Below are 17898 nucleotides of genomic sequence, written 5' to 3'. Positions count from 1 at the left end.
AAACGGTTAAAACCGCCAATTATAAATCAAATCAATGGCGTTATTGGTGGCGGATTTGCCTTCAATATATAATCTACGAGTTAATTGATAACGCATACTTAGCTCAGGCTGAGCGGTAAACACGCCCACGCCATAACGGATAAACAAATCTGGCGTGATATAACCTGTGATAGCGACCAACGTATCACTGCCCGACCCTGTCGCATCAAGGGTTAGACTTTGTAACCCAAAGGCTCGCCCAATCTGATTGGTTAGTTCCCTTGTCCCACTCAGACCAAAACTTAAACCCGCCGCCGCAAGGGTATTATTCACACGGCTTCTAAAGTCTTGCTCGCTGGTATTTTGTCCGCTATTGTTGTTTAGACTGCCTGTTACCAATGCGTTCATGGCTTGTTGTTCGGTCAGACCGCCATCGTTAAAGACAACGATATTGGGTCGGCTAACGTTGCCTGTAACTTTGACACCTGTTTCAATACCTTGAATATCTTTGGTAGCTTGTACATTGACACTTGGGTTACTCACCGCCCCATTAAAGCGAACTTGGGCAAAGTTTAAGTCCAAATTTTGTCCAAAAATTTCTACTTTTGAACGTTTGGCAATTTGCACCACGCCTTTGGCTTGCATTGAGCCTTGTCCACGTTGGGTCAAATGCAATGCCCCTGCCAATGGTAATTTTGCCCCAAAGCCTTGAAACTCCACATTTTTACCCAAATCCACACCGATATCGGCATTGATAGACCAAGGCAAAGACACTTTTAAAACTTGGTCAATTTGCCCTGCCAATCTACGGTCAATCACATTGACATCAGCCGATTGGGTCACGACATTTTCACTGGCTTCAGGCGGACGGATAACCGCTTGCGGAATATCCACCACGCCCACGATATCCACTTGACGGCGGTTTGGACGGACAATCACGTCAAACATAGGGTTAATCTTGGCACTTACCAATGGCGGTTGGCTCACTTGTAGATTTTCGCCTGTGATTTTGAGTTTGGCTTGCAATTCATTGACCCAATCCACCGTACCCGCAATCAGCCCTGCCCCTTTGTCAGGTGTGGTAAAGTCGCCTGTAATTTTGGCTTGGTTGCCATTGACCGAGCCTAGCACATTGATGTTTTCTAGTCGCATTGGCAAGCCAATCACGGACACACCTGCATCTTGAATCTCAATATCGCCGACAAATTTGGGCTGCATCAGCGTGCCGTTTACCTTACCTGCAACCAATGCCGTCCCTGTCAAGCGTTCTAACGCTGGGAAAAATGGTTTTAAAATTGCCAACTGAATTTGGTCAAAAACCACTGTGCCATCAATCGGTTTGTTTTCCTTATAAGGATTAATCACCGCATCTAAATAACCATCACCAGCATCATTGGCAGTTTTTAGGTCGGCACGCAGTTTTAAGCCGTCATTGGTGGAGCGAGCAATTAGGCTCACACGCTTATAAGCGACCACGCCTGCCAATTCGTCAGGCGACTGCGGTGCTGTGCCAAATGTGCCATTGTCCGAATAAAAACTGGCATTGACGGTTGGTTTTTGATTTTTTTGCCAATTTACCAATGCCGAACCGTTTAATTTGCCAGACCATGCGATATCTTCTGGCAAAATCACGCTAAATACTTGGCTATCAATGTTTTTGATATCCAAATTCACCTTGCCTGCATTTTGTGATACAGTTAAATTGTCATTTAAGCATAACTTACCAGACTGTCCCACCGTTTGCCAGCAATGCGAAGCTAACTGAACGCTTGGATTTTGCCAATTTAACGCCATTTGGCTTGGTTGAATTTGTTGCAATTTGGCATATTTTGTGCCGATTTGTCCGTTGCCAAGCACGCCTTGCCATGTTTTTTTGTTTAAATCTATCGCCCCTTTTAAACTTGCCTGCACGCTACCACGCACGCTGTCGGCTTTGACATCAAGGCGATGGTCTTTTTGTGTACCGTCAAACTGTAACTGCAAGGCTCTTAGTGACTGATTGGCAATGTTCAAGCCTGTAGCATTGACCTGTAGATGGCTTGGCGAATTAGCAAGGTTCACCATCTCGCCTTTGACACTTGCGTCTAGCACCCGAAAATTTGGCACGCTGATATTACGTCCGACCAAGTCTACCATGACATTTGGCAAAGTTTGGCTCGGTTGTTGCGACAGCACAATGCCACCACGCACCATGCCTTGTAGCTGTGGCACTAGCTGATTTAAAGTGCTGACATCTACGGTTGTCACCAGTTGATTTTGGTTGCCTGTGGCGGTAATGCGGTTATTGCCCCATTTTAACAAAAGATTGTCGGCTTTTAATTCATCAATCAATTGTCTGCCATATTGATTATTTTGATTAAAAATAGTTTGTAAATTGGCTAAATTTTCTGGCAATTTTAATTTGGCAATCAACGAACCTGTCGCTGTCAAATCTTGATTTTTTAAGCGTCCTGTCAAATTGAGATTTTGCAAATGGATAAATTGACTGCCTTTTCGCCAAAAACCATCGGTTTTGACATCGCCTGTCAAATTGCTTGGCAAATCTGGGGCAAAAAAACTGGCATCAAAATTTTTGACATTTGCCGTCATATCCCAGCCCACGCCGTTCACCAAGTCCACCTTGCCTTTGGCACTGATTACCCCTTGGTCGCTTTGGTGGTTAAACTGATTGATGGTGAGTTGTTGAAGATTGCCCACCACATCAAAGTTAAACTTGCCCTTTGGCACGTCTGGCACATCAAGGCTACCGTCAAATTTTGCAGTCAAATGATTGATTTCACTGCCTGTCAAATTGATTAAGGCATTGCCATTGCCTGTTAAATTGAGGCGTTTTTTGCTCGGTTTGTTGGCTTTGTCCGTTGCCAACATATCGCCTGTCATGTCAATTTGTTTGATGTCAATTTGGTGCTGAACTTGGGTTTTGCTCAAATTTTTTATCACGCCTGTAGCAACCACATTGCCTGTCAAAGCGGACAACGGCACGCTGTCAATCACTTTTTTGGCGTTAAAATCTTGCGTTTTGGCGTTGATTTGCCAGTTTAAAGGCTGATTGCCATGAGCCAACGTCAGACCGCCTGTCCCTGTCAAAGCCCCTGCCACGCCTTGATAATCAAAGGCATTGATATCAATTTTATCACCAACTTTTTTGACGGTAGCTTGATAATCGCCTTGTGGAGCGATGTTAAGTTCATTGATGGTTGCTTTAGCGTTGATGTCCAAGGTATCGGCTTGATTGGCGGTTTTGGCAGGTTGATAAACAATATTGGCTCGTCCGCTTGGACTGTTGATATTGCCGATATTTGGCACATTTTGGCGGATATATTTTTGCCAATTGGCATTGATATGATAGGGCGTTTTTTCACCGTCCGCTTGATGGATAATGGCATTAACAATCTCGCCATCGTTTTGGCGAAGATTGGCTTTTATCGTCATCGGCTCGCTGTCGGTTGCCACATCATAAACAAAGGCAAGCTGACCGTTTAACATGGCTGGAGCGTAAGGGGCTATATCGCTCGGCAATAATTTACGAATGGCAAAATTTTGTGCGGTATTCATCAAGGCGATATTGACACGATTTTCCCAATCAATCACGCCACGGCTGACAAGTTGCCCTTCTGGTAAGGTTGCGACCAATTCTTCAATGTTTAACTTGTTGCCATCTGTGTTGGCTCGCCCTTGATAATGCCCGTTTGGAATATCTTTGGCACTCAAATCGGTATCAATCACCAAATCTATATCATCAGTAACCCCTTTGGCAGTGATTGAGCCATTGGTTAAGCGGATATTTTGCTCGGTCGCATACGGCAATAAGGCGTCTTTAAAGGTAAGTTTTGCGTCAAATGGGGCTTTTGGTTCAAGCGGTTTTGCCGTCAAAACGCCTTCAATATCCGCTTTGTTATAACGGCTTTTGACTTTGGCGGTAAGCGATTGCAAACTGCCTGTGATATGCCCATCAATTTTGTCAAAATAGGCTTTTTCTAGGGCGTGAATGGTAACGATGGCATTGGCATCTAGCGGATAGTTGTTTTGTAAGTCTATTTTACCAGAGAGTTTATCAATGGTTAATAATTCGTTATAGCCTAACTTGGCAGAATCTACTTTAATTTGGCTGTCAAACCATGTAAAATCTTGGATATCGGCATTTTTAAAATCAATTTTGGTATCGGCTTGTTGATAACGCACCAAATTGGCTTTGACATCATCTAAGGTCAAATCCACAGGCAAGGCGATTTTTTCGTAAGCAAAAGGCTCATTGCTGTTGCTCGGTGGCTTGTGATTGGTGATAATCACTTGCCCCACGTTTGCTTCTCGTAGGTGGGCTTGTTTGGTTAATAACGCTCGCCAGCCGACTTTGACATAGGCTTTATCCACGCTCACTTCAATGTTGCTTTTGGGCGGATTGGCAGGGACTTTGATGTCATATACCCACAGCCCATCTCGCAAATTTCCCTCGCCTACTTTTAGACCAATACCTGTTTGTTGCACGATGGCGTTTAATAAAAATTGCGTTCCCCACGATGTGCCAACGGCATAATAAATTGCCAAAATCAGTGCCAATAAACCGACCACCACGACCAACGCCAATTTGCTGACAAATGACAAAGGATACCAACGGCGAAGCCATCTGGCATCACGCTCGGCTGGGTCTAAGCCATCAACAATTTCGGTGTCGTCATGTTTTGGGTCGGTCGGTTGTTTGCTCATGGATAAATCATTGATAAAAATTGTTAAAATAGTAAATTTGCTATTTTAACAAAAATTTATCATAAATTATAGATTTTGTTCATATTTTTTGCTTCTTATAAAGGTGAACCGATAAAAAAGTGAATACGCACAGGGTCATCGTCATCGGTTACGCCTGTCGCCACGTCCAGCCGCACCAGACCAATCGGCGATGACCAACGAATACCAGTGCCTAAGCCCACGTGCGTTTTTTTATCCGCTTCGCCTGTGGTGTCGTAGGCATTGCCGACATCGCCAAACAACGCCAAACGTAAACCCTCACGAAATTCATAATTGTACTCAAGCGAACCGACCGCCAAAGCATCGCCACCCATCAAAAACGACTGGTCGCCATAAGTTGGTGCAAGTGTGTCGGTGTTAAAACCACGAATACTTTGGTCGCCCCCTGCAAAAAATCGCAAGCGATATGGCACTTTATAAAAATTGTCGCTATAAATATAGCCCAAATCCAGCCGTCCTAATACTTGGTGCTTTTTATCATCGCCAAAGCTATACAGCCCTGTCGCCCCTGCTCGCAAAATCGCCAAATTGGTATCTGTCAAAAGCCCATCACCACCGACTTCTAGCGAATATCGCTGACTGTAACCAATGGTCGGATTCATCACATTGTCCGCTTGGGTTTTATGCATGGCATAGCCAAACAACAACGCCTCTTGGGTAAAGTCGGATGCATAATTGTTAAAAGGATAGGGCAAATTATCTGTATCATAATTGCCCTCAGATAGGCTTAACTTGTCGGTACGATAACGCACGGACATGGTACGATTCCAGCCTGATTCACGGTTGATATTGCGGGCAAGATTGGCGTATAAAGTTTCCACTTCAAAGGTATTGGCAAGTTTGTCCGATTGTTTGTGTTGATAGCCGAGCGAGCCTGTTAATTTGTCATCAATTGGGTGCTTGTACGGCAGACTGCCCGTAACCTCCACCGCTTGGTCTACACGAGACACGGTGGTGCTAATCCCTGCTTGATAGCCACTTTTATTGACAAGGTTGTTGTTAATTTTGCCAATCGCACGCACGCCCACGTCCGTTTCATAGCCCAGACCGACTTCTGCCTCACGGGGTTTTGTCGCATCAAGCACGATATAAGTTGGCACGGCTTTTTGTTCGGCGACTTGCTCTGGCGTAAGCTTTTGTACTAGGTCGCCTGCGATGGCTTGTTGCACTTTTTTGTCATTGCTATTGTCATTTTGGTTTTTATCAATTTTTTTGGCAATATCGCTCACCGCATTGGCAAGGATAACCAACGGATTTTTACTGATATTTTTTTCTTCTGGGGCAAGCTCCATGTCTTCTGGGGCTTGTAACAAAATGCGTGATTTAGCTTTGATAATGTCTAACCGCTCTTGGGTGGTGTCATCAATGTTAAATTCAAGCGGCGCGTAATCCTTTGGATTTTGGATATTGGCAGGGTTGTCCGTTGCATCAGCGGTGACGTTTTGGCTTTGGATATCACCGTCATTGTTTTTTCTTGGTTGATTTTGAGCGATTTGGGTTTGGTCGGCTGTATTATTATCGCTGTTTTGCGAATTGGCTTGTGAATTATTTTGCGAATTATTTTGGCTATTGGCTTGTGAACTGTTTTGTGAATTGGCTTGTGCATTGTTGGGTGCAGTATTTTGCGATGTTACCCCTGCTCCGCTGTCCGCAGGCAAAATCACGTCCACATTCATACTGTTAAAATAACGAGTTACCGATAAATTGTTAGTAAGTTTGGTAACTAATGGTTGATAATAAGGGTCGCCTTTTTGGTAAGGCATGAGTTGTTGTAACAATTCTGGTTTAATCGGCAGTTTGTCTGGGTCATCAGTGAGATTGCCCTCTTTATCAATGCTGTAAACTTTGATATCGCCAAATTGATAACGACTTTGGGTGTCATACACCAAATCCACGTCTGCCACATTGTCAGGCAAAATCACATCAACCGAATGGTTTAACCATTTGCCATCAAAAAATCCATGTGTTTGAGAAACACTGTCCACCGCCGATTTGCTCGCTTCATATTGTCCATGATTGAACACATCGCCCGCTTGGGGCAAGGCTTCGTTTTCAATGACATCATAATCAGGGATTGACTGCTCGCCTTCCGCCCCTTCGCCACGAATGTCAAACAATTGATGTTGTACAATCACAGGCTCGCCAGCCTTTAGGTTCACTTCTATATTATCACCGCCCAAATGTTTAAACGACACTTCGGTTTCATAATAGCCGACCGCCTTTGCCGCATCAAGAGCAATCTGACGCAAGCGATTGATACTGCCGTTAAAATCTGCAACGGATTCTACCGTCACTTGCTCCAATGACGCTTTGATATTTTTGGCAGGTTGCAATGCTTCATCAGCATTGGCAAAGCTGATATCAATATAATTCGCCCCATCAACGGTATTTAGCACACGATTTTTTAATTTGCTAATCAAACCCTTACTGTCTGCGGTAACAGTCGTGTTTGGCTTGGCAATCGCAATTTGGGCGGAGTCCTGTTCATAGCTTGGCAGATAATCATCAGGATTAATCACATCAGCGTTGTCAAGGTCTTTACTTTGGTTAATTTGATTGTTAATGGTCGCTTGTTGGTTGTTGGTGTTGGCAATGTCGTTTAAGGTTTTTTCAACGTCTTTTGGGCTATCCATCACCGCTTGGCTATTGATAATTTGTTGTTTGGGCTGTTGTTGTTTTGCGTTATCAAGGCTATTGTCATTTTGAATCTGACTATCATTTAACAAATGTTGATTATCAAACGCGGCAATCGGCTGATTAAAATTGTCATAATCGGTCAAAGTTTGGTTTTGTAGGCGTGTGCTGATTTTATTATTTGAATTGTTGCTTAAATGATTGTTTGCATTGTTTTGTTGATTGGAATGGCTGTTTGGTGCATTATTTTCTGTTGGGTTTTCTGTTGGGTTTTCTGTTGGGTTTTCTGTTGGGTTAAGCACTGCCGTATCGGTTGCATTGCTTAGGCTATTTTGATTTTGGGTTTGTTGTGTTGGCACTTGATACACATAATTATTAGTATCAAAAATTTGTTGATTATTTTGCAAGGTTTCGTTTTGTTGTTGGGTTGAGTTTGGGCTGTTATTTTGTTGCACGACAGGTTGTGGCAAATCTTCGGCAAAACTTGGCTGACTAAAAGTCATAGAAACGCTCAAAGCGGTCAATACCGCCAGCGATACAGGCGTTAAACGCATAAAATGATGTTGTTGTTGATAACACGCACGCATATAATCCCCAAAAAAAGCAAAATAAACGCCAATTTTAACACAGCCAATTGATTTGCCAAAATATTTTTCACCAAACTTTGACAATTTTTGTGTTAAGATAGGCAAATAACTTTTTCACAGGAAGAAATATGAGCAATCAATTCGCCCTTTTTAAAACTCGCCGTTTTACCCCCATGTTTGCCACCCAGTTTTTGGGGGCGTTTAATGACAATGTCTTTAAACAAGGCTTGATTTTGGTTTTAACCTTTGTCGCTGCCAGTCAGCTAAAAATGGAAATCAGTCTATTAAACAACCTTGCTGCCATGCTGTTTGTGTTGCCGTTTTTTTTGTTTTCGGCTTTGGCTGGACAATTGGCGGACAAATACGAAAAAGCCAAACTCACTCGGCTAATTAAATTGCTTGAAATCATAATTATGGTCTTGGCAAGTGTGGGTTTTATTTTTGAAATTTATAGTTTGTTATTTGTAGCGTTGTTTTTGATGGGAACGCATTCCACTTTTTTTGGCCCGATTAAATACGCTTATCTGCCCCAAGCCATGCACGAAGATGAGTTAGTCGGTGCAAACGGTTTGTTTCAGATGGGTACATCTATGGCGATTTTGACAGGCATGATGCTCGCTGGCGTGCTAACGCAACAAGACCACATGATGTGGTGGCTATCTGGCGTGGTGTTGGCGATTGCTTGCTTAGGCTATTTTACATCCCGCTTTGTGCCTGCCATGCCTGCCCCACAGCCGAATTTCACGGTGGATTGGAACATTTTTCGCACCAGTTGGCAAACGATTAAATATCTGTATAGCTTGCCGATTATGTGGTTTACCATTATGGGCAATAGTTGGTTTTGGTTTTATGGGGCGACTTTGACGGTGCAAACGCCCGAATTTGCCAAAACCATTTTGCATGGCAATGAAAGCGTGATTATTCTAATGCTTACGCTGTTTTCAGTGGGGACGGCATTGGGGTCGCTGTTGTGTAAAACTTTAACCAAAAATCAAGTCAGCCTAAAATTATTGCCGTTTGGCATTGCAGGTTTGACGATTTTTGCCATTGATTTGTATTTTGAGTTAAGCGGTTTAAATTTAAACATCAGCGACAAAAATACGCATTTTGGTGTGATGGAACTGTTAAATATGGACGGTACGATTTGGGTTTTCATTGATTTGTTTTTACTTGGGTTTAGCGGTGGGATTTATATTGTGCCGTTGTACGCCTTTATGCAAGCGTTTGCCCCTGAAAGTCACCGTGCAAGAGTGATTGGGGCGAATAATATTTTTAATGCGTTGTTTATGGTGTCGTCAGCGATTTTTGCGATTGTGTGTTTAAATATGATTAAGATGCCGTTGCCAATGTTGTTTGCGGCGGTGGGTGTGTTAAATGTGCTGATTGGGGTGTGGGTGTTGGTAAATTTAAAAAAACATCATCAACTGATAACTAAATAACGGCTTGTTAAAGGAAAATTCAATGCTTGAAACGATTGGCTAGATGGTATTTGTGGTTGTCCTGTTATTTGGGGCGACCTATATGGGTATTTGACAAAAATTGTTACTCATCAAATTTACCAATCAGCAACAGCCAGCCTTTGAACTATGGCACAACTTTACAATGCCTGTGCATTTGGCTGATATTTTTAGCACGTTCAAGCCTGATATCGTGGCATTGGATTTTCGTCTTGTTTCAGTACTCAAGCCAATCAATCCTGTGGACGACTTACCGCCACAGCCGTATTGTATTTTACAAAAACAATCTGATGAAGCGACTTTTTTGGAGTTAATGTCGCCCACCGATACGCTCACGCCCAATAATTTTAACTCAGCCTTTAATCAACAGCTTGAAACCAGTCATGAACTGTGGCTCTCTGCCCAAACAGTTCCTGCAAGTAAACTTAATCGGCTTATCATCGCCTTGATTTTGCTCTGCACGCCTGTGATGTTGATAGTTGGTTCATTTTTTATGTGGAACTATCTGTAACTATTTTTTTGTGTCAGTCATTTGATTAATCGCTTTATCATCAAGCTTGACATCATTTTTGGTAATTGGCTGACTTTCAATCACTTGTTCAGGCACAAAACGCACCTGCAATTTGACAGGTGGACGTTTAAAATGTTTGTCGGTCAAATCTTGAATCTGCTTTTCCATCTTTGCCACCTGTGTATGCTTTGGGGCGACCAAGCCTTGCATAGTAACACGAATCACATAATATTTATCAGGCGTTATGCCATCAGCGTACGGATTTTTTTCTTGTTGAAAACTGCTATTTAGCACATAACTGGGCTGATGTTCAATGCCCTTTTCAATGATTTGATTCACCGATTTTTCATAACGTTGTTGGTCAATTTGCTGATAAAAATTGTACGTCAAATAACCACTAATCCCAACCAACAGCACCGCCGTCACCGCATTTCTACGCAAAAATAACCACACCTGTCGCACTTTGGAATCTTTGACACGCTCATCTTCACTTTCATCAATATCCAAACGGCGAAACCCTGCCACCCACAGCACCAACGCATTGGTAAACTGAATCGCCAAAATATTGGTCAGCGTCAATAAAAATGCACCCCACGCCAACGAATATTCACCATTGGCAAACAAAATGCCACTTGCCGTCAAAGGTGGTACAAGGGCAGTCGCCACCGCCACACCAACCACAGCCACTGACAAATTATGCGAAATCATCGCATACGCCCCTGCCGTCCCGCCTGCCAATGCCACCATCACGTCCATCGTATTGGGGGCAGTACGGACGATAATTTCATGCGAATAGGACTGCTCTGGAAATAACCACCCCAACACAAGCCCCACCGAATAAATCAGCACCCCACCTGATACCAACGTCCCAAGCGATTTTTTTAGCAAGGCAAAACGTGCGTCAATCACCGCTAATGCAATGCCACTAATCGGACCTATCAGCATGGCGACCAACATCGCCCCAATCACTACCGCAGGCGAATTTGCAAGCAAGCCAAAGCCTGCAATCACTGCCGCCAACCCATTTAACAAATAAAACATCTTGGTCGGCAATGCCCCGGACTCAATATCAATCCGTACTTGCCGATAGTCCACTTCTTTTTGGCTATTTTTTTTGGCAAGATATTGTTTAAAGGCTTCGTATTGGGCTTCTTGCTCAGCTTGCCGTTTGGCTTCTTGTTCCGCTTGTTGCTTTTCAACTTCATCAGCGATTTTTTTGTCAATTTGGTTTAATGACAAATATTCAGTATTTTCTGAAGATTTTTCTAGGTTAGATTTTGCCAAATTGGCATTGGAAAAATTGTCCGATTTGACGGTTTCTGACGGATTTTTTGGCTCAATTTCAACATTGGCATTACTGCTTAATTGTTCATTGACTTCATCGGCTATTTTGTCAATCGTCTGTTTGTTCAAGCCTTGTTTTTGTAGTTGCTCAATATCTTCATCAGTCAAAACCAACTCGGACTTTTCTGCATTGTCTTTGTCATTTATTACATTGGTAAAATACTCAAACCAACGAACAGGCTGTTCCACAAGTTTAAAAATCAGCGATGTTAAATTTTTTGGTGTCATAAGTTCACTAATTATTTTTGTAAATGGCATCTTCAATTTGCATAATGGCGTTTTCCCAAGCGACTTCACTCGGTGGCACGCTTGCCAAAATTTGACAAATATTGGCAATGCCAAAATCAATTTAGTGTGAAAAATCTGCTGAGCTAATCAACAGATTTTTATCATTTAATGTAAGTTTTAGCATTTTTTCCCTTACTCAACATTCAACATATTTTGCAAGGTTTCTTTAACATTTTTGGATTCAAATTTTGCTTGATAATCGTTAAGCAACGCTTTTGCCATTGCCTTTTTATCATCAACCAACGTTTGCCAATTTGACAAGCCTTGTAACAAACGAGATGCCAACAACGGATTGCGTTTATCAAGCACCACCATCATATCCAAATAACGCACCAAGCCGTCATTTGTCCACAGTTTAGTCGGTTGTGATAACAGACCGCCCAGCACCGCTCGCACACGGTTTGGTGTATTGATATCAAAGTCGCCATGCTCAGTCAAGGCAAAAATATCCGCCACACTTGCTGATTCATCGCTTGCCTGCACGCCAAACCACATATCCATCACCAAGTCGTCATGTTTAAAACGCTGATAAAAGTCGGCTAATAACTCGGCTTTATTTGGCAAATTATACTGCACCGCACCAACTAATGCCCCATAACGCTCCGTCATACAGGTCGCTTTGTGGTATTGCTCGGTTGTCCATTGGCTTGCTGTATCTAGGTTTGCACCCCCATCATTAACACATAGCACCATATCTAGCACGGTATTTCGCCACGCACGTTCTCCCATGGCTTTGGCGGTATCTTGGTAGTCTTGGATTGGCAGTTGTGTATAAGCCGTTTGCCAAAAATCTTTCAGATGATTTGCCACTTTTTGTTTGGTTTTATCTCGTTGCTGTTTGACAAAATCAGGGTCATAATTTTGTTGAATTACACTACCCAACTCTCGTTCACTTGGCAAATCCAACAAGCGACTGGCAAGCATGGCATCGCTATTGGCAAGGCTTGGTATGCTATTTGCCAAAGCGGTTAAATAAGCGGTACTGCTTTGGTTATTTAACAAAATTTTATTTACCAAACTTTGTACCGCTTGCCAACGGTTAAAGCCATTGGTTTCATGTTCCGCCAAAAATGCCAAGTCGTCATCGCTATAGTTAAATTGCAAAATAACAGGGGCGGAAAAATCTCGCAACAACGAAATCACAGGCTCAAAGTCATGTTCGTTAAACAGATTTTCAAAAGTAAAATCTTGTTCGCTTTGGGTTAAAAGTAACAAATCTTCTTTGACCAATTCGCCTGTTTGACGGTTAAAAATGGCGGTTTTGACTGGAATTGGTAGGTTTTTGGGTTCTGGATAATTGGCGACTTTGCGGATTTTTTGGGCTAAGTGAATTGTTAAGTTTTTATCATCCTTCAGCCAATAGCCTGATACCACAGGGGTGGCAGGTTGGGTGTACCAGTCCAAAAATTGCTCAACATTTGTACCAGATACGCTTAAAGCGGATAACAAATCTTCCACGGTAACGGCTTGTCCGTCATAACGGCGGAAGTATTCGTCTGTGCCTTGGCGGAATTTTTCTTTGCCTAGCGTGTTGGCAATCATTCGCACGATTTCCGCCCCTTTTTCATACACGGTTGCGGTATAAAAATTGTTGATTTCAACAAAATGGTCTGGGCGTGGTGGATGGGCAAGTGGGCTAGCATCTTCGGCAAATTGATGGGCTTTTAGTACCGCCACGTCATCAATGCGTTGCACTGCAGGCGAATGTAAATCGGCAGAAAACGACTGGTCTCTAAAAACAGTAAAGCCTTCTTTTAAACATAGCTGAAACCAATCTCGGCAAGTGATACGGTTGCCTGTCCAGTTGTGAAAATATTCGTGAGCAATAACGGCTTTGACGTTAAAATTGCGTCTATCGGTGGTCGTTTCTGGGCTTGACAGCACACAAGCGGTGTTAAAAATGTTCAAACCCTTGTTTTCCATCGCCCCCATGTTAAACTGGCTGACCGCCACAATCATATAACGGTCAAGGTCGTAGGCTCGTCCGTAGTTGTCTTCGTCCCATTTCATTGAGTCTTTTAACGCCTGCATACCGACATGGCATTGCTCAATATTTTTGGGCTTGGCGTACAATTCTAACAAAACATCACGCCCTTCAATGGTGGTATAATGGTCAGTCAAAACCGCCAAATCCGCCATCACGCAAGCGAACAGATAGCTTGGTTTTTTGGTCGGGTCTTGCCAAACCGCAAAATGACGGTTGTCGTCCAAATCGCCTTTATCAATCAAATTGCCATTTGCCAACAAAGTTGGAAATTTTTTATCCGCTTCAATACGAGTGGTAAAAGTAGCAAGCACGTCTGGACGGTCTGGATAAAAGGTAATTTTGCGAAAACCCTCTGGCTCACATTGGGTAACAAACATTTTGTCTTCACCCTCGCCTGCCTGATACAAGCCTTCCAAACTGGTATTTTTTTGTGGCACAATCGTTACCACCGTATTGATAATACAAGTATCTGGGGCATTTTTGATAACCAGTTGCTCACTGTCTAATTGATAATCGTTTTCGGTTAATAATTGACCGTTTAAATGAATCGATTCCAGTTGCAATTCACGACCCAATAGCACCAAATCACCTGCCGTTTTGCGGGTCATGTTTAAAGTGGCAGTAACTTTGGCGTTGTCTTGATACAATTGAATGGTTAAATCAATATTATCAACATGAAAGCTAGGTGGCGTGTAGTCTTTTAGGTAGATTTTTTGCGGGGTTGGGGTGTTTAACGGTACGTCAGGCATTTGTGGCGTAACGGTTTGATTGGCTTGAATTTGGGTAGTTTCAGACATTGTTTTTCTCTTTTTTACAATAAAATCAATAAGGCATTATAAAGCAAGCACTGCATAAAATAAATGGGTTGTTTGTCGTAATTTTTGACAAAAAAATTACCATGACAAAAAATCATGGTAATTATGTCAAACAAATATTTAATAACAAATTAAAAGAAAAAAATATTCTGCACAAAACCCAATATACAACAAAAATTCACACAGAATATTTTACAGTATTGTACGCACGATAACATGAGATAACATGACTTGTTCTCAAAGCCATGTTTTTGCGGTTTCGTAAACTTCGCTATCTGCACGTTTGCCAACAGTTAATAGCAAAATATAAATCTCGTCATCATTGACCGCATAAACAAGACAAATACCCGCACGTTGCAGTTTGATTTTGTACAGTCCAGAGAGTTCACCACCCAATCAGTTTTTTGGAATGTGTGGATTTTCTACAATTTTTTCTAGTTTTTTGCGTAACTGGTCTTTGACGGCTTTGTCCAGTTTGCTTAAATCTTTGACAAAATCATCGTATCTTTTGATAGTGTAAGTCATGCAAACAGCTCGTCAAGCGTGGTGGTGCGAATGTTATCCGTATCGTGCAAGCGGTGCTTAATCGTGGTGATTTCGTCATCGCTAAAGTCCGCTTGATAGGTGAATGTTAAAGGTACGGTTTTGGTTTTGGCAACGTTTACCAAAAACATTTTTAACGCCCCTGCGGTGGTCATGCCGTAGTTTTCAAAAATCACGGCTACTTCATCTTTTAGTTCTTTGTCTAGGCGTAAGTTAAGATTGACGGTGGTCATGGTGGGGTTTTCCTGTTGATTTTTTGAGTATTGTCAGTAAACTACTATCATTTTACAAGTAATTAACCCTAAGTTATAATCTGTACCCAAAAATGAAAAATCGTAAATAAGTTGGGTGGAACAATGACGTCCAACATTTTTAGAACCTGTATTCATAACGTTTTTGCAATGAAAAATGAGATAAATCGCCAGCTTTTCAAGGAAAAAACGCAGACTGATAGTCATTCTATCAGGCAAGTTTTTGACATCGAGCCGCAAGATTTAGCCATTTTTCATGCAAAAGCAAATAAATATCTACTTTTAAAATTTGTAAAATGTTACTGCGTAATGTTGTGAATGCAGGTTCTTAATATATTTTTAAAAGAGTTGGGTATCACTTTGCTCTACCCAACCCACAAAAGCACTTTATATTTTGGGAATGGTATTATTTTAGGCAAAATTTTCACCTGTAAACACACCATCAAACAGCACGCTTGACAAATAACGCTCGCCCCCATCTGGCAAAATCACCACAATAGTTTTGCCCTGAAACTCTGGACGGCTTGCCAAATCATAAGTCGCCTTTAACGCAGCACCACACGAAATGCCACACAAAATCCCCTCTTCGGTCATCGCACGTCTTGCAAATGCTAACGCCTCTTCGCTAGACACACGAGCCACATCATCTAACAAATCCAACGCCAAATTTTTTGGAATAAAATTCGCCCCTAAACCCTGAATTTTGTGCGGTGCAGGTTTGATTTCTTCGTGATTTAAGGTTTGGGTGATAATCGGTGATTCTGCTGGCTCAACGGCAACCGCATGAATATTTTTGCCTTTAACTTGTTTAAAATATTTGGCAATCCCAGAAATCGTACCGCCTGTACCCACGCCTGCCACCACAGCGTCCACATTACCATTGGTCGCATTATCAATCTCTGGTGCGGTGGTTCTTACATGAACGGCTGGATTGGCTGGGTTGTCAAACTGCTGTGGCACAAAGTATTGACTTGGGTCGCTATTGGCGATTTCGTTGGCTTTTTCCACAGCCCCTTTCATACCCAATGCAGGTTCGGTCAAAACCAAATTTGCCCCCAACGCCGCCAAGACTTTTCGGCGTTCCATACTCATAGACGCAGGCATAACAAGAGTAATCGGATAGCCTTTTGCCGCCGCCACAAACGCCAACGCAATGCCCGTATTACCACTAGTTGGTTCAACGATGTGCATACCAGCTTTGAGTTTGCCTGACTGCTCAGCATCGCTAATCATGCTCGCACCGATACGGTCTTTGACCGAAAAAGCAGGATTTCGGCTTTCAATCTTTGCCAAAACGGTCACGCCCTTTGGCATTAAACGGTTCAAACGCACAAGCGGTGTGTTGCCAATCGCCTCGGCATTGTTCTCAAAAATGGCGGTACTGGTAAAATTTGTCATAATGATTCCTTTTTTGCTAAAAAATAGTTGTTAAAAAGTGGTTAAAAAAATGTAAAAGGTTTAAAAATGTGATAAAAAAAGGCGTTTGATTTTCTCAAACACCTTATCATTTTACAAAAATTTGCCAATGTTTTCTATTACCGTTTGTAATAAAGTTATGCAATTTTTGCGTTATAAAAATTTCACAATCATTTTTAACGGCAGCACTTTCATACCAATGCCAATTGGTAACCAAGGTCACGCAGGGACATACGCTTCATCAACTTTTGCCTCAATCGCCTCTACAATCGCTTTTACGCCGTCTTCTTCGCTGCTTTCAAATGGCAAATATTTTGCCCCAATGTTCAGCTCGGTGCGGATATAACCAGGGTAAATGGTGGACACATGAATCGGCAGTTTTTCGTTTAACATATCGGCACGAATACCTTCGGCAAGGCTGGCAAGCCCTGCTTTGGCGGCGGCATACGTTGTCAAATGACGTGGCAAACCACGCACCGCAGACATGGACGAAATCACCACCAAATGTCCGCTATTTTGTTTGCGGAAAATTTTCATAGCGGATTCGCATTGTGCCAACGCACTGATAAAGTTAATCTCGGCGGTGTTGCGATTGGTTTCAAAACGCCCAAAACCAATCACTCGGCTATCGCCCACCCCTGCATTGACAACAATACGGTCAATTTTGCCAAGCTCATTGGCAAAAGCGTCAAATACTGCAAAAATCTGTTCATGCTTGGTAACGTCAAGGGTTTTTACCGATACTTGAATACCAAATTCGCTTTCAAGTTGTTCTTTGATTTGGTTTAAGCGTTCTTCTCGTCTGGCACAAATCGCCAAATCATAGCCCAAATAAGCAAAATAACGTGCCATCATCGCCCCAATGCCAGAGCTTGCCCCTGTGATAAGGACGGTTTTGCCCTTGCCAACCCCTTTTAGGCTGTCTAAATCTTTTCGGCGAAGCAATTTATTGGTAATCAAATTGCCATATTTATCAACTTTTTGGAATGTTTCTTCTAATTTTTTCATGTGTTTGCCCAATTTTTTTTAAAATTTATCATTTAAAAACAAGAACCTGTATTTACAACATTACGCAGTAAAATTTCACAGGTTTTTTAATAAATATTTATTTGCTTTTGCATGAAAAATGGCTAAATCTTGCGGCTCGATATCAAAAACTTGCCTGGTAGAATGACTATCAGTCTGCGTTTTTTCCTTGAAAAGCTGGCGATTTATCTCATTTTTCATTGCAGAAACGTTATGAATACAGGTTCTAAAAAACGGCATTATAGCCATTTTTTACCAATTTCACGACTACAAAAAATTACTCATGAGTATTCAATATGGTTACAAAAGTGTTTTTA

At 42.2% G+C, this 17898-nt stretch carries 11 protein-coding genes and 1 pseudogene; 2 read left to right on the top strand and 10 right to left on the bottom strand.

Features of this window, described 5'->3' with window-relative positions:
• Positions 1-6: 6 nt before the first annotated feature.
• A complete protein-coding gene (locus tag ACGTJS_RS09970; protein ID WP_410471945.1) occupies positions 7-4683 on the bottom strand; it encodes a translocation/assembly module TamB domain-containing protein in 4677 nt (1558 codons plus the stop codon).
• A 95-nt stretch (positions 4684-4778) separates the two neighbouring features.
• On the bottom strand, positions 4779-7943 hold the full coding sequence (locus ACGTJS_RS09965; protein ID WP_410471944.1) for an autotransporter assembly complex protein TamA: 3165 nt from the start codon (positions 7941-7943) through the stop codon (positions 4779-4781).
• 128 nt (positions 7944-8071) lie between these two features.
• Here ACGTJS_RS09965 and ACGTJS_RS09960 point away from each other — a divergent pair, with 128 nt between their 5' ends.
• Both ACGTJS_RS09960 and ACGTJS_RS09955 read left to right on the top strand, forming a co-directional pair.
• Positions 8072-9382: an MFS transporter gene (locus tag ACGTJS_RS09960; RefSeq protein ID WP_410471943.1), complete on the top strand. Its 1311-nt coding sequence runs from the start codon at positions 8072-8074 to the stop codon at positions 9380-9382.
• 100 nt (positions 9383-9482) lie between these two features.
• Positions 9483-9911, top strand: a complete 429-nt coding sequence (locus tag ACGTJS_RS09955; RefSeq protein ID WP_315042196.1) for a hypothetical protein — start codon at positions 9483-9485, stop codon at positions 9909-9911.
• Here the strand turns inward: ACGTJS_RS09955 and ACGTJS_RS09950 are convergent, their stop codons facing one another.
• The 8 genes and pseudogenes from ACGTJS_RS09950 to ACGTJS_RS09915 form a co-directional block, all read right to left on the bottom strand.
• Positions 9912-11483, bottom strand: a complete 1572-nt coding sequence (locus tag ACGTJS_RS09950) for a DUF389 domain-containing protein (RefSeq protein WP_410471942.1) — start codon at positions 11481-11483, stop codon at positions 9912-9914. It abuts the gene before it with no gap.
• A gap of 192 nt (positions 11484-11675) precedes the next feature.
• A complete protein-coding gene (gene pepN / locus ACGTJS_RS09945) occupies positions 11676-14279 on the bottom strand; it encodes an aminopeptidase N (protein ID WP_410473257.1) in 2604 nt (867 codons plus the stop codon).
• Between the two features lie 303 nt (positions 14280-14582).
• On the bottom strand, positions 14583-14741 hold the full coding sequence (locus ACGTJS_RS09940; RefSeq protein WP_315042191.1) for a hypothetical protein: 159 nt from the start codon (positions 14739-14741) through the stop codon (positions 14583-14585).
• Positions 14742-14870 carry a hypothetical protein gene (locus ACGTJS_RS09935; RefSeq protein ID WP_315042189.1) on the bottom strand — a complete coding sequence of 43 codons (129 nt, stop codon included), beginning with the start codon at positions 14868-14870 and terminating at the stop codon, positions 14742-14744.
• Entirely contained in the window at positions 14867-15121 is a 255-nt protein-coding gene (locus tag ACGTJS_RS09930; protein WP_315042187.1) for a type II toxin-antitoxin system RelB/DinJ family antitoxin, read from the bottom strand. Before ACGTJS_RS09930 ends, ACGTJS_RS09935 begins: the two co-directional genes overlap by 4 nt.
• Positions 15122-15550: 429 nt before the next feature.
• Positions 15551-16537: a cysteine synthase A gene (gene cysK, locus ACGTJS_RS09925; protein ID WP_410471941.1), complete on the bottom strand. Its 987-nt coding sequence runs from the start codon at positions 16535-16537 to the stop codon at positions 15551-15553.
• A 240-nt stretch (positions 16538-16777) separates the two neighbouring features.
• Positions 16778-17410 (bottom strand): annotated as a pseudogene (locus ACGTJS_RS09920) (SDR family oxidoreductase); the annotation flags it as partial.
• A gap of 228 nt (positions 17411-17638) precedes the next feature.
• Positions 17639-17830, bottom strand: coding sequence for a hypothetical protein (locus tag ACGTJS_RS09915; protein ID WP_410471940.1), 192 nt, complete (start codon positions 17828-17830; stop codon positions 17639-17641).
• Positions 17831-17898 lie beyond the last annotated feature (68 nt).

The organism is Faucicola mancuniensis, assembly GCF_046523945.1.
In the GTDB taxonomy this organism is placed as follows: Bacteria; Pseudomonadota; Gammaproteobacteria; order Pseudomonadales; family Moraxellaceae; genus Faucicola; species Faucicola mancuniensis.
This window is presented reverse-complemented; position numbering and strand designations above follow the sequence as displayed.

Excerpts from the sequence above, each read along its gene's own strand:
- ACGTJS_RS09970 (WP_410471945.1), bottom strand. The coding sequence starts at position 4,683 with ATGAGCAAACAACCGACCGACCCAAAACATGACGACACCGAAATTGTT.
- ACGTJS_RS09965 (WP_410471944.1), bottom strand. The coding sequence starts at position 7,943 with ATGCGTGCGTGTTATCAACAACAACATCATTTTATGCGTTTAACGCCT.
- ACGTJS_RS09960 (WP_410471943.1), top strand. The coding sequence starts at position 8,072 with ATGAGCAATCAATTCGCCCTTTTTAAAACTCGCCGTTTTACCCCCATG.
- ACGTJS_RS09950 (WP_410471942.1), bottom strand. The coding sequence starts at position 11,483 with ATGACACCAAAAAATTTAACATCGCTGATTTTTAAACTTGTGGAACAG.
- pepN (WP_410473257.1), bottom strand. The coding sequence starts at position 14,279 with ATGCCTGACGTACCGTTAAACACCCCAACCCCGCAAAAAATCTACCTA.
- ACGTJS_RS09935 (WP_315042189.1), bottom strand. The coding sequence starts at position 14,870 with ATGACTTACACTATCAAAAGATACGATGATTTTGTCAAAGATTTAAGC.
- ACGTJS_RS09930 (WP_315042187.1), bottom strand. The coding sequence starts at position 15,121 with ATGACCACCGTCAATCTTAACTTACGCCTAGACAAAGAACTAAAAGAT.
- cysK (WP_410471941.1), bottom strand. The coding sequence starts at position 16,537 with ATGACAAATTTTACCAGTACCGCCATTTTTGAGAACAATGCCGAGGCG.
- ACGTJS_RS09915 (WP_410471940.1), bottom strand. The coding sequence starts at position 17,830 with ATGGCTATAATGCCGTTTTTTAGAACCTGTATTCATAACGTTTCTGCA.